Genomic DNA, 13,292 nt, shown 5'->3' with positions numbered 1-13,292 from the left:
TTAGTACGCCGCTTTGTTCACGAAACCTTTGAAGATGGTCAGAAAAACAATCTTGATATCGAACCAGAGACTCCATTCGCGGATGTACTCCAGGTCAAACTCAACGCGTTTTTCCATTTTTTCCAGCGTGTCGGTTTCTCCGCGCCAGCCGTTGATCTGCGCCCAGCCGGTAATGCCTGGCTTCACTTTATGGCGCAGCATGTAACCTTCAATCAGCGAGCGGTACTGTTCGTTATGCGCCACCGCATGCGGACGCGGGCCAACAATCGACATCCCGCCGGTGAACACATTGATAAACTGCGGCAGCTCATCAAGTGAGGTACGGCGCAGGAAGTTACCCACGCGGGTGACGCGCGGATCGTTCTGCGTTGCCTGCGTCACCACCTTGTCATTCTCCATCACCTTCATGGAGCGGAATTTCCACACCATGATCGGCTTACCGTCCATACCGTAGCGGGTCTGGCGGAAGATGACCGGCCCCGGAGAGCTCAGCTTGACTGCCAGCGCGATGCAGCACAGCACCGGAGAGATCAGCAGCAAAATCAGCGAAGAGAGCACGATATCTTCCAGGCGCTTTAGCACGCGGTTAATACCCGACAGCGGCGTGTCGTACAGCGGTACGACCGGCACACCGTTCACCTCTTCAATACGGGAGTGAAGAATGTTGAAGGTAAAGACGTCCGGGATCAGGATCACCGAACAGGTGGTATCCGCCAGTTCACGCATCAGTTTCTTAATGCGGGATTCGTCTTTCATCTGCATGGCAATGTAGACGTTGTGAATTTTGCCGGCTTTCGCATCGTCGATAAGCTGGTCATAATTGCCGGCCCAGCCCGCAGGCACGCCGCCAGGCTTAGGTTCGTGATAAATCCCGACCACTTCAAAACCTAACCACGGCTCTTTGCGGAAGCTGTCGAGTAGCACCTGCCCCACCGGCAAATCACCGGCCACGGCGACAAAGCGACGGTTATAACCCCGGTTACGCAGCCAGCCCGCGCCAAAGCGGATCAGGGAACGGCAGACCACCATGCCAACGCTGGTGAGCAGATACCAGCACAGATAGGTCACGAGGCGATTATCGAAATCATGGCTAAACGCCACCAGACCCGCGCTGAAGATCAGGCTTAAGGTCCAGTTCTGCAGCAGCAGCAGCAGTTCGGTGGTCATTTTCACACCGCGCCACGAGCGGTAGAAATCCGTCATCCCGCCGATCATCTGAAACACAACCAGCGCAATCAATGCCATCAGCAGATGCATGTATAAGAACGGTAGCCCGCCGATCCGACACACCGCCCATAATCCACCGACCATGATGGTGATATCAGAAAAACGCTGCACCATAGAGATTAACGATGCATTCGTTCTCGCTCGCTCGCGTTTTTTTAGATTCGTCATCGTTGTTCCTGTTTTCGGTTCCCCCTCCCGCCGGGAGGGGCAATTTTTACTGATTCAACAGCGCCAGAATGTCCTTCGTTCGTGCTTCCATTAGCGCAGTATCCGCACGGGACTCCACGTTCAGGCGCACCACCGGCTCAGTGTTCGAGGAACGAAGATTGAAGCGCCACTGCGGGAACGCCATGCTGATGCCGTCCGTGCGGTCAATTTCCAGCGCGTGCAGGGCAAAGTGGTGCTCCACGCGGGCAATGGCCTCGGCTGGCTCCGCCAGCTTGCTGTTAATCTCCCCGCTCGCCGGGAACGCCGCCATACGGTCGCGCACCAGCTCGCCCAGCGTCTGTCCCTTCAGGCACAGCAGCTCGGTGACCAGCAGCCACGGAATCATCCCGCTGTCGCAGTAGGCAAAATCACGGAAGTAGTGGTGGGCGCTCATCTCGCCGCCGTAAATGGCGTCTTCTTCGCGCATGCGCTCTTTGATGAAGGCGTGACCGGTTTTGGACATCACCGGCGTGCCACCTGCCGCGGACACCACATCGACGGTGTTCCAGGAGAGACGCGGGTCATGAATGATTTTCGCGCCCGGGTTTTTCTCAAGGAACGCTTCCGCCAGCAGGCCGACAATGTAGTAGCCCTCGATGAACTGCCCTTTCTCGTCGAACAGGAAGCAGCGGTCGAAGTCGCCGTCAAAGGCGATGCCCATGTCCGCGCCGTGCTCAATCACCGCGTTGCGGGTGTCGTCGCGGCACTCCGGCAGCAGCGGGTTAGGAATACCGTTCGGGAAGTTGCCGTCCGGGGTGTTGTGCACTTTGACGAAGGTCACCGGCACGTTCAGCGCCTTAAAACGGGCTTCCAGGGCATCGACAACCGGACCGGCCGCGCCGTTACCGGAATTAATCACCAGCTTCAGCGGCTTGAGGTTCGCCACGTTGATGTAGCCCAGCAGATGGTCGATGTACTCTTTTTGCAGATTGATTTTTTTGTAGCTGCCGCGCTTCGCGTCGTTCACCGGCGGGAAATCGTTAGCTTCCGCCAGACGCTGCACGTCGCGCAGGCCGGTGTCGCCGCTAATTGGGCGCGCGCCCTTGCGAACCAGCTTCATGCCGTTGTAGTCCATCGGGTTGTGGCTGGCCGTTACTTCGATACCGCCGTCCACGCCCAGGTGGAAGGTGGCAAAGTAAATCTCTTCGGTCCCGGAGAGACCGATATCCAGCACGTCCACACCCGCATCCTGCAGCCCTTTCGCCAGCGCCAGCTTCAGGGACTCACTGGTCAGACGCACGTCGCCGCCCAGCACGATGGTCTGCGGTTTTAAATATTCGCCGTACGCGCGACCAATGCGCCACGCGATGTCTTCATTCAGCTCTTCGCCCAGCTTGCCGCGAATATCGTAGGCTTTAAAACAGGTTAACTTTTCCATGATGACCCCTTTTTCAGGCAACAGTCGGCCCGCCCGATTAACAGGCAAAATTGTTTTTATTCATTCGTAGGCCGGATAAGCGAAGCGCCATCCGGCGTTAAAGACGGTGTTACACGCGCCCGTAGCGGTCCTGGAAGCGCACGATATCGTCCTCTTCCAGATACGAGCCGGAGCGTACCTCAATTAAGTCGAGCGGAATTTTCCCGGGGTTCTCCAGACAGTGCGTCGCCCCCAGTGGAATGTAAATGGACTCGTTTTCACCCAGCAGTTTGACTTCACCGTCAATGGTGACTTTCGCGGTACCTGCCACCACCACCCAGTGCTCGGCGCGGTGATGGTGCATCTGCACCGACAGACCCTCACCCGGTTTCACGGTGATGCGTTTCACCTGATAGCGATCGCCCGCGTCGATGGAGTCATATTTCCCCCACGGACGGTACACTTCGCGGTGAATGTGGTGTTCATGACGACCATCGGCCTTAATCTTCTCCACCACTTTTTTAACGTCCTGCACCGCGTTACGGTCGGCAATCAACACCGCGTCTTTCGTTTGCACCACCACCAGATCTTTCACGCCCACCGTGGTAACCAGCCCGGATTCAGCGTAAACGTAGCTGTTTTCCGTCTTATGGCTGATTACATCACCATGGTGGACATTTCCCTCCGGGGTGTGGGCACTGATCTCCCAAAGCGATGACCAGGAGCCAACATCGCTCCAGCCCGCATCCATCGGTACCACGACGGCGTCAGCCGTGCGTTCCATCACCGCATAGTCAATAGACTCTTCCGGGCAGGCGAGGAAAGCCTCTTCATCCACGCGGATAAAGTCGAGATCCGGGTCCACCACTGCCATCGCCTTTTCGCAGGCGTTCAGAATATCCGGGCGATATTTTTCCAGTTCTTCCAGATAGCGTCCGGCGCGGAACAGGAACATCCCGCTGTTCCAGTAGTATTCACCGCTGGCGACATAGGCCTGCGCGGTTTCCAGATTCGGTTTTTCAACAAACTGCGCCACGTCAAACGCCACGCTGTCGCCTTCACCGGGCGTCACGCTGCCACGGCGAATGTAGCCATAGCCGGTTTCCGGGAGATCCGGCACGATGCCGAACGTCACCAGTTTGCCGCTTTCGGCATAAGGAATGGCCGCACGCACTGCATTGCGAAACGCCTCTTCCTGCTGAATAACGTGGTCTGCCGCCAGCACAAGCATCAGCGGGTCGCAATCCGGACTGCTGCGTTTTGCTGCCAGGGCTGCCAGGGCGATAGCAGGCGCGGTATTACGACCGGCCGGCTCCAGAATGATGTTTTCGGTGAGTTTATTCAGCTGGCGCAGTTGCTCAGCCACGATAAAACGGTGCTGTTCGTTACAAATCACCACCGGGCTTTCACACTCCACGCCATGCAGACGGTTCACCGTGGTCTGCAGCATGGTGAGATCCCCTTTCAGGCAGAGGAACTGTTTTGGATAGAGCACGCGGGACAGCGGCCACAACCGGCTACCAGAGCCACCAGCCATCACAACCGGATACAAAGTGGTTTGACTCATGATTTATCCCCGTATATCTGCAATAAATTGGCTCAACACGTTCTCTTTTTCGAGCGTGCGTTCGGCATATTCACGTGCCACCGTGTTCACTTTTGGCATGGCAAGTGCCTGTTCAATGCCGGTAACCAGCGCCGGGACCGATTCCGGCTCCACGCACACGGCAATCCCCGGATAGCTGTTACACAGCTGGCCTAATTCTGTTTCGGCTTCTGCTGTAATCACCGCGTTGCCACCCACTGCCAGAATGTTGGTCAGTTTGGACGGCAGCACCGCATCCGCCGCGCCACGCTTCTGCACAACCAGATGGCAATCGCCCATCTTCAGCAGCGCAGGCAGAGCTTCGTAGGACTGAAGCGGGAAGAATTTCACGTTGGTCAGGCCGCGTTCGCTTGCCATTTTTTCCAGCCGCGCCTTTCCACCCCCCTGCCCGACAATCACAAACATCCACGGCTGCTTGCTGAGCAACTGGGCCGCTTCAATCACGCTCTCCAGCCCCTGCTTTTCGCCGATATTGCCTGAGTAAAGAATGATTTTTTGATCATCAGGCAAACCGAGCTGGGCGCGTAGCGCCTGAGCGTCACTTTCAGTTACGTCGCGAAAACGCGCCACTTCGGACCAGTTGGGGAAAAAGATCACCTTCTGAGCCGGAACGCCCTTCTCCTGCGCTTTGTTCATCATTGAGCGCGAGATGGTCGAGACATAATCCACGTTATGCAGACCGCTACGCTCAAACGCGCTGGCGAGTTTCGCCACTTTGCCGCCTTTACTTTTGCCTGCCATCCCCAGGCCAAGCATGGCGTCCACTTCATAATCCTGAATATGCAGCAAGGTGCGCGCGCCGGAGAGTTTGCCCAGCAGGCGCATGCCTGGCGTGCAAAACAGCGTCGGCACCACACCGATGATGCGATCCGGCTTCCAGCGACGTTGCGCCATCAGCGGGAAAAAACTGCTCAGGGCAAAGCTGCCAAGGTGAATCAAGCGTTTCAGCGTTGACGGCTGCTTAGGCACATACAGCGGGCAGCGCCAGACGGTAGCCGCCCCCTCCTCGCGCCGGTAGCGCCAGCTTGAGTAGCGCTCACCCACTTTCCATTCCGGGTAGTACGGCGGCGCGGTAATGACCCGCACGTCATGTCCCTGGCTCGCCATCCACTCGACCATCTCGCCGGTGTATTTCCCGATACCGGTTAGCTCCGGCGAGTAGTTGATTCCATACACCAAAATTTTCATAAGCCCGGCACTCCGGCCTGACGATCCGCAAGGAAATACGCCCGACTGTTGTCGTGAACATTGTCGCTCGCGAGCAACGCCTCTGGCGTCTGCCAGCGGTAGTCGTCATGCTGAGCATCAGGCAGACGCAGGTCTGCCTCATGCACCTTCAGGCGGAACCCCAGCACGATGTAGTGCGTGCTGAACCCGGTGCCCGAAAAGTTATCGTCATAGAAGTGCTGCCAGACCCCGTAAAACTGGCCCGCCGCCATCGGCAGCTTAAGGCCCAGTTCCGCCAGAGTGAGACGCTCAAACGCATCGCTCAGCGTCTCATCCTTCTGCACGCGCCCGCCGGGCACGAACCAGAAGCCCTTTGCAGGACGGTTGGTTCGTTTCCCCAGCAAGAACTCGCCGCGTTCGTTCTCCACAATCAAATCTATTGAGATGAGCGGAGTGGAACGAACGATCGTGGCAAAATCTTCCTGACTTAAAAACATCATTACCCCCGGAAGCGGTGCTGGTTTTCCAGGAACCACTGGTAGGTACTGGCCAGTCCCTGCTCCAGTGACACCTCGTGATACCAGCCCAACTGATGCAGACGGGTCACGTCCAGCAGTTTGCGCGGCGTGCCGTCCGGTTTCGTGGCGTCAAACACCACGCGGCCTTTGTAGCCCACCACCTGCGCGATGGTTTGCGCCAGCTCGCGGATGGTGCAGTCAATGCCGGTACCGACGTTGATGTGCGACAGCATTGGCTCGGTGTTCTCCTGCCACACTTCGCGATCCAGCTCCATCACGTGAATGCTGGCGGCCGCCATGTCGTCCACGTGCAGGAATTCACGCATTGGCGTGCCGCTGCCCCACACCAGCACATCCGGCGCGTTCTCGGCAGTCGCCTCGTGAAAACGACGCAGCAGCGCCGGGATCACGTGCGAGTTGCTCGGGTGGAAGTTGTCGTGCGGCCCGTACAGGTTGGTCGGCATCACCGAGCGATAGTCTCGGTTATACTGACGGTTGTAAGACTCGCACAGCTTGATCCCGGCAATCTTGGCGATGGCGTAAGGTTCGTTGGTCGCTTCCAGCGTCCCCTGCAGCAGTTCGCTTTCGGCGATGGGCTGCTTTGCCATTTTCGGGTAGATACAGGATGAGCCGAGGAACAGCAGCTTATTCACGTTGTGCAGGTGCGCCGCGTGAATGATGTTGCTCTCAATCATCATGTTCTCGTAGATGAAATCCGCCGGGTAGGTGTTGTTGGCGACAATGCCGCCCACCTTCGCCGCCGCCAGATACACCTGGTCAATGCGTTCGTTTGCAAAGAAGTCCTGTACCGCACGGCTATCGAGCAGGTTTAGCTCGTCACGCGTGCGGACAACCACTTCAACGTCACCGCGCTGCTCCAGCTGGCGAACAATCGCGGACCCCACCATTCCGCGATGACCGGCGACAAAAATACGTTGTTTTGTCATTTTCAGGACTCCAGCGCGATGGCAACCTCGTAGCCATGAGACTTGAGCAGGGAGTGTTTTTTCGCTGCTTCAAGATCTTTGGCTACCATCTCGGAAACCATCTCCTGCAGAGTGGTCTCTGGTTTCCAGCCCAGGGTCTCGTGCGCTTTGGTTGGGTCGCCGAGCAGGGTTTCCACTTCAGCAGGACGGAAGTAACGCGGGTCAACCTGAACAATCACGTCGCCTGGCTTCACGCCCGGTGCGTCGTGGCCAGTGACGGAAACCACAATGCCCTTCTCATCCACGCCGGTGCCTTCAAAGCGCAGTTTGATGCCCAGCTGTGCCGCAGCCATTTCAACGAACTGACGGACGGAATACTGCACGCCGGTCGCAATGACGAAGTCTTCTGGTTTGTCCTGCTGCAGCATCATCCACTGCATTTTCACGTAGTCTTTGGCATGACCCCAGTCACGCAGGGAGTCCATGTTGCCGAGGTGCAGGCACGATTCCAGACCCTGCGCGATGTTCGCGATAGCGCGGGTGATTTTGCGGGTCACGAAGGTTTCGCCGCGGCGTGGAGATTCGTGGTTGAACAGAATGCCGTTACAGGCGTACATGCCATAGGATTCACGGTAGTTTACGGTGATCCAGTAGGCGTACAGTTTTGCTACCGCGTAGGGTGAACGTGGGTAGAACGGCGTGGTCTCTTTCTGCGGGATTTCCTGCACCAGACCGTACAGCTCAGAGGTAGATGCCTGGTAGAAACGGGTTTTCTTCTCAAGACCAAGGAAACGAATCGCTTCCAGCAGACGCAGGGTGCCCATGGCATCAACGTCAGCGGTGTATTCCGGGGATTCGAAAGAAACGGCTACGTGGCTCATCGCGCCCAGGTTGTACACTTCATCCGGCTGCACTTCCTGCAGAATACGGGTCAGGTTGGAGGTATCGGTCAGGTCGCCGTAGTGCAGATGGAATTTAGGGTTCGCCGCGTGTGGATCCTGATAAATATGATCCACACGTTCAGTGTTGAAAGACGACGCACGACGTTTAATACCGTGCACTTCATACCCTTTTTCCAGCAGTAACTCTGCCAGGTAAGAACCATCCTGTCCGGTAACGCCGGTGATGAGAGCGACTTTAGACATGTTTTATTCCTCTACTTATGAATTTAATCAGTTTCAACGCGTTCGCGTATCACCACTGCGGGGTTGCCACGGCAAACTTTATTTGCCGGTAGCGATTTAAAAACGCTGCTGCGGGCACCCACTACCGTGCCATCGCCAACAGAAACACCCGGTGCAACAAAAACATCTGTCGCCAGCCAGCATTTGTCACCGATCGCAATAGGTGACGCGGTAATATCAAAATGCTGACTCATAAAGTCGTGGCTGCCGGTACACAGATAACACTTCTGTGAAACCACCGAATTTGCGCCAATCGTAATTTCGCCAAGGGTATATAACACCGCGTCATCCCCTACCCATGCGTAATCCCCAAGCGTTAATTTCCAGGGATAGGTAATTTTTACCGACGGGCGAATAACTACGTTTTTTCCGATTTTTGCGCCAAACAGCCGCAATAAGAATGCTCGCCAGCGGTAGAGTATTTGCGGCGACCAGGCAAATAACGTTGCCTGAACGACCCACCACAACTGCACCTTAATACCGTTGCCCCCGCGAAAACCTTTCGGCACGGTGAATCCTTTAAGATCCTGCATTGCGTTTCCTTATATTTCAGGCTTTGTTATATAAGGCTTTGGTTTTACCTGTGGTTTTCAGACGTAATAAATAAGACAGTTCTGCCCAGAAGGCCGGCACGCGCAATATTTTTCGCTGTACGTTTTTTGCATCCTGGCACAACTCCAGGTTGTTCGAAGTGGATACACCGCCCATGGAAAATTCGGACACCAGCCCCTTAATTCGACGGAACGGGTAGCCAGACTTATATAAACTGGCTGCCAGTGCATAATCGGATGACACTTTATACTGCAAGTCGTACGGCTGTTTTTTCAGACCTTTTACCGGAAAAAAAATGGCCTGATGACTGGCGGGTAGACTGTGATAGATATACCAACCCGGCTTCGCACTGCGGCAAACTTTATGTCCATCCCCGAAATCGAGCAGCGCATCGCCAATAAACATGGCCTCTTCTTTCTGGCGAGCCAGCTGTCGGGCAAACATCGCCACGTCGTCGTGGAACACATCGCCAGAGTTCAGGAAGATCGCATAACGCCCCTGCGCCATCTCAATGCCTTTATTCATCGCATCGTAGATGCCTTTATCTTTCTCACTGATGTAGCGTAAGTTGAACTCACCGTTGAGTTTTTCCAGAAACTCCGCCGTGCCATCGTTCGACCCGCCATCAACCACGATCCACTCAAAGGTAAGGCTCGGATCGCGCGCCAGATTGCGCAGCGAGCGCCAGGTTTTTACCACCCCTTCGTAATTACGAAAAGCGACAGTAATGACGCTTAGAAACATAAGACCACCTCGTCATGAATTCGTAATATTAAGCGCTTTACGCAGAATAAACGGACAAACAATTAAGAAAGCATATTCCGGGCTAAATATTGAACCGGTAAAAAACAGCGACACTGGCGTAAACAGATAAAGCTGCACGCGAAAGTTCTGGTTATCACCAAACGCGTTAATCATCATTTTGAAAACTTTAAACAGATACCAAATTGTCAACAGTACGGCAAACCACGAAAAATAAATAATTAACAGATACAGACCATTGTCTATGGTTTTACCGACATCCGCACCGTTAAAGATTCCGAATGATGCAACATATTCGTAAAGTGAGCCAAATCTTACTACACCATCAATATGGGTTAAGGAATAACCCACCATCACCAGCGGACCAATGATGCGATAATAAGATGAAGACCCTTCCGTTCCCAAATCGCCCAGACGTTCTGAGATGTACGGGAAAGCAAATATCACGCCTACCATAAATACCGTCAGGGAGATAATTGCCAGCGGCAGTTTTTTCTTAATTGCCTCTTTGTTCAGGTACTGGAACGCCCACTCCAGCAGGTAAAACAGGATAAATGTCATTACCCCTGAGAACGATCCTGACAGAACAATTCCTGCAAGAATCATAGCATCGGTCTTAGGCGTTTTGATACCAAACTGTTTGATGCTGAGCCAAATTGAGATTAACGCCAGAGCGAAAAACGCCGGTTCAAAATAGAGGGCCGTAGTACGCTTCCCGCCAAACTTGATGAAGTTCAATACATAGCTGTTACTGTAAATGAGATATTTCGAAATTATCTCCATCAGGCTACTACCACCTGTGAGAATAATTTGTGCCATTTCCAGTGCAGCAAGCATAACAATTAACGCAACGGCAATATAAAAGAACCTAAGGATTTTCCGATAATTGTGTGGAGAAATGATTTTAAACCGAATACTCCAGACCATTCCGATAATAATGACAATATAAACAAACAGCATGGTCGAGGTGACGTATTTACTGGCATCCAGTGACTGACCAAAGATGTAGTTAAATAGCGTCAGGCCCGTCCCCATCCCCAGGGCAATCATCAGCTTCTTAAGGTTGATTTTATCGACATACAGCAGAAGCAGGACAGGCAAGAAAGTGACGATAGTTATCGGGAAGCTTTCGCCAAGCTGGGCAATCTTAACGTTAACCAGCAGGTAGATCAGCGGCAGCAGGAGATAACTACAGATTCTGATAGAACGAGACATACTCCTCCAGCATCTGTTGTCCACTGTAGGCCTTGCGGCTGCGCTTGCGGAACGATTCCAGGTCAGTACCAAATACGGCCTGCGCGATATCGGCTTTCGGCAGTTGCACCAGCGGCAGCACCTCGTTTTCAGCGAACGTTTTACCGCCCGATTTTTCCAGCACTTCGCGCGCAGCGTCGCTGTGGGTGGCAATCACCGGCACGCCGATAGAGAGTGCTTCGCAAAGGATCAGGGGGTAGTTATCCACGCGGGAGCTGAACACCAAGGCATCCATTTCGTTCAGTGCACTCATCAGTTTGCGTTTGTCGGTTTCAAACCCGTGATTGACCACGTTTGTCCCTTCGAACGGGGAAAACTTGCCGAAGGTATGCAGCTCGATGTTGTCGCCCAGCGCCATCATGTCGCGCACCAGCTGCTGATTGGTTTTACCGTCATAACGCAGGTCATGCGCAACGATAGCGATTTTCGGTTTGCCCGTGGTTTCGGCCACCGGAGTCAGCTCGGCAAGAATGGCTTCCGTCGCCACGTCGATGCCGTTGTTGATAATCTTGCAGCGCCCTGCCCCGTAAAGGCTGTTGAACGCATCCGCCACATGCTGGCTTGGGGAGATAAACGTGCACCCCAGCCAAAGCATGTCGCGGAACAGCTGGCGCTTACCCTCCACCAGTTGATGAGCACGATCCACTTTCACCGGTGGGTAGTTACTTAATGTCGGGCATTTCCGGCAGTTATTTTTCCAGCCTTCGCAACCGTCGGTAAACGCACAGCGGCCGGTCACGCTCCAGTGATCGTGCAGCGTCCAGACAAAGCGGGTGTCCGGTTTATGTGCCTGCACGTTCTCACAAAACGCGACCACCTCTTCCAGGTTGAGCCAGTAGCTGTGCAACACATGAAAATGCAGCACCACCGGACCGGTGGTTCGCGTCACGGTGCGGTAGAGGTTATTCAGGTTGCCAAACAGATCGCGGTTAAACAGGCGGAACAGCGCAATGTTGGCGATCGACGTCAATCGTGGGGTCTGTTTCAACACCTGCGGATAGCGATCGTGGCTGACGCTTTTCTTGCCGCCCTTGCCATAGCCGTAAATAAAACGAGACTGAAGTCCTTTTTGCAGCGCGCGCTGATGCAGATCCAGCGCCACGCCGGCCGCCCCGCCTTCTGCGAGGCGTACGTTAAATTGCAGAATATTCATTTAATCACCTTCACGCGGGCTTTTTCTCCCACCACCAGCGCGTTATCCGGAATGCTGTCCAGCACCACGCTGCCAGCGCCAATGGTGACGTTATTACCAATCGTAATATCGCCAATGATCACCACGTTCGCGCCCAGCTCAACGTTATTGCCGATAACCGGGCACGCCAGACTGTCTGGCCCACGGTTACCGATGGTGACCGCATGACGAATAGTGAAATCATCCCCGGCGACCACGAACTTGTTGATCACCACCGCATAGCCGTGGTGGATGGTAAAGCGGCGGCCAATGGTGGCTGCGGCCTGAATCTCATAACCAAAAAAGCATTCAGTGATGATGCGGTACAGCACCAGCACCGGTGCAGCCCAGATATTGTTCAGCACATTTTTCTTACGCCACACCGAGCAAAAGTGCGCGATGCGGTAGGCCAGGACCATGCAGCACGGGCGCAGGCTCCAGCTGTTTGCGCGGCAATCTTCCAGAAACATTATTTCCCCCGAAGCCCGTCAGCCAGACGCTTGCCGTTACGCACGGACAGCAATGTCAGCAACGTGCGCCAGTTCATGCGCTTGTTGCGGATCTGATAGAGGGTAAAGAGCTGATACTTCCGGCTGGCACGGTCAAACTTGTCCTTGTGCTTGCGGTAAAAATGGAAGTAGCCCGAGAATTTCTTCGGCGAGGAGGTGATTTGCATCTCCCCGTGGTTGATATGCAGGATCTGCGTGGCCTCTTCCACTTTCCACGGCTCACCGTATTCCACCACCATCCGAAGGAAGATGTCGTAATCCTGCGCGGCCTTGAGTTCGGTATCAAACAGGCACTCTTTAAAGCGCCACGCCCAGGTAAAGACCTGGTTACCAATAATGTTGCGCTTGTAGAACAGGCGGCGGGAGTACGGTGATTTCGGGTACAACGGCAGGCTGGCAGGCTGCGAGTAGACTTCGCCCTGACAGACATAATCGTTGGCATACAGGAAAGCATGCGTGACCAACTGTTCCTTGTGTGACAGGAATGTCGACAGACGGTTCGGCGTCCATTCGTCATCGTCATCAATTCCGGTCAGGTATTGCCCTTTGGCCTGCGTGATCGCCTGATTGCGTACTGCACACGCGCCGGAATTAATCTCGTTATGCGTATACATCACGCGCGGGTCGTTGAGGTCGGCCACAAATTTCTGCAATTGCTCGAAAGAGGAGGAACAGTCATCAACGATGATCAGCTCCCAGTTATCGTAATCCTGTCGCAGTACAGATTTGATTGCACGGATCGCCAGCTGCTGACGATTCCATGTCGGCATATAGATTGAAACTAAAGGGCGTTGTGTGGTCATGGTCTTCCCCTTATCCCTCACCCCGCCCCTCTCCCGGAGGGAGAGGGAG

The 13,292-nt window shown here is 54.6% G+C and carries 13 protein-coding genes; all 13 read right to left on the bottom strand.

Features of this window, described 5'->3' with window-relative positions:
- Positions 1-1,395, bottom strand: a complete 1,395-nt coding sequence (wcaJ, locus tag AC0XWG_RS15590; protein ID WP_475680807.1) for an undecaprenyl-phosphate glucose phosphotransferase — start codon at positions 1,393-1,395, stop codon at positions 1-3.
- A gap of 46 nt (positions 1,396-1,441) precedes the next feature.
- Complete coding sequence (cpsG, locus tag AC0XWG_RS15585) at positions 1,442-2,812, bottom strand: colanic acid biosynthesis phosphomannomutase CpsG (RefSeq protein WP_129325206.1); 1,371 nt, start codon at positions 2,810-2,812, stop codon at positions 1,442-1,444.
- 109 nt (positions 2,813-2,921) lie between these two features.
- A complete protein-coding gene (cpsB, locus tag AC0XWG_RS15580; protein ID WP_028016378.1) occupies positions 2,922-4,358 on the bottom strand; it encodes a mannose-1-phosphate guanyltransferase in 1,437 nt (478 codons plus the stop codon).
- Positions 4,359-4,361: 3 nt separating this feature from the next.
- On the bottom strand, positions 4,362-5,585 hold the full coding sequence (gene wcaI / locus AC0XWG_RS15575) for a colanic acid biosynthesis fucosyltransferase WcaI (RefSeq protein ID WP_134707765.1): 1,224 nt from the start codon (positions 5,583-5,585) through the stop codon (positions 4,362-4,364).
- Positions 5,582-6,061, bottom strand: a complete 480-nt coding sequence (locus tag AC0XWG_RS15570; RefSeq protein ID WP_475681113.1) for a GDP-mannose mannosyl hydrolase — start codon at positions 6,059-6,061, stop codon at positions 5,582-5,584. Before AC0XWG_RS15570 ends, wcaI begins: the two co-directional genes overlap by 4 nt.
- A gap of 2 nt (positions 6,062-6,063) precedes the next feature.
- Positions 6,064-7,029 carry a GDP-L-fucose synthase gene (gene fcl, locus AC0XWG_RS15565; protein ID WP_134707764.1) on the bottom strand — a complete coding sequence of 322 codons (966 nt, stop codon included), beginning with the start codon at positions 7,027-7,029 and terminating at the stop codon, positions 6,064-6,066.
- Between the two features lie 2 nt (positions 7,030-7,031).
- Positions 7,032-8,153: a GDP-mannose 4,6-dehydratase gene (gene gmd / locus AC0XWG_RS15560; RefSeq protein ID WP_028016374.1), complete on the bottom strand. Its 1,122-nt coding sequence runs from the start codon at positions 8,151-8,153 to the stop codon at positions 7,032-7,034.
- A gap of 23 nt (positions 8,154-8,176) precedes the next feature.
- Positions 8,177-8,725, bottom strand: coding sequence for a colanic acid biosynthesis acetyltransferase WcaF (gene wcaF / locus AC0XWG_RS15555; protein WP_475680806.1), 549 nt, complete (start codon positions 8,723-8,725; stop codon positions 8,177-8,179).
- 16 nt (positions 8,726-8,741) lie between these two features.
- Positions 8,742-9,488, bottom strand: coding sequence for a colanic acid biosynthesis glycosyltransferase WcaE (gene wcaE, locus AC0XWG_RS15550; protein ID WP_134707763.1), 747 nt, complete (start codon positions 9,486-9,488; stop codon positions 8,742-8,744).
- A 12-nt stretch (positions 9,489-9,500) separates the two neighbouring features.
- A complete protein-coding gene (gene wcaD / locus AC0XWG_RS15545) occupies positions 9,501-10,721 on the bottom strand; it encodes a colanic acid polymerase WcaD (RefSeq protein WP_475680805.1) in 1,221 nt (406 codons plus the stop codon).
- Positions 10,696-11,913, bottom strand: coding sequence for a colanic acid biosynthesis glycosyltransferase WcaC (wcaC, locus tag AC0XWG_RS15540; RefSeq protein WP_475680804.1), 1,218 nt, complete (start codon positions 11,911-11,913; stop codon positions 10,696-10,698). The genes wcaD and wcaC overlap by 26 nt, the downstream gene beginning before the upstream one ends.
- Positions 11,910-12,401 (bottom strand): colanic acid biosynthesis acetyltransferase WcaB, encoded by a 492-nt coding sequence (wcaB, locus tag AC0XWG_RS15535; RefSeq protein WP_023312402.1) that lies wholly within the window; start codon positions 12,399-12,401, stop codon positions 11,910-11,912. Before wcaB ends, wcaC begins: the two co-directional genes overlap by 4 nt.
- Positions 12,401-13,243, bottom strand: coding sequence for a colanic acid biosynthesis glycosyltransferase WcaA (gene wcaA, locus AC0XWG_RS15530; RefSeq protein ID WP_028016369.1), 843 nt, complete (start codon positions 13,241-13,243; stop codon positions 12,401-12,403). The genes wcaB and wcaA overlap by 1 nt, the downstream gene beginning before the upstream one ends.
- Between the last annotated feature and the right edge of the window lie 49 nt (positions 13,244-13,292).

The sequence above is a fragment of the Enterobacter sp. DVT3837 genome, from assembly GCF_056238685.1.
Note: the sequence above shows the minus strand (reverse complement) of the source record. Positions and strands in the feature narration are given on the sequence as shown.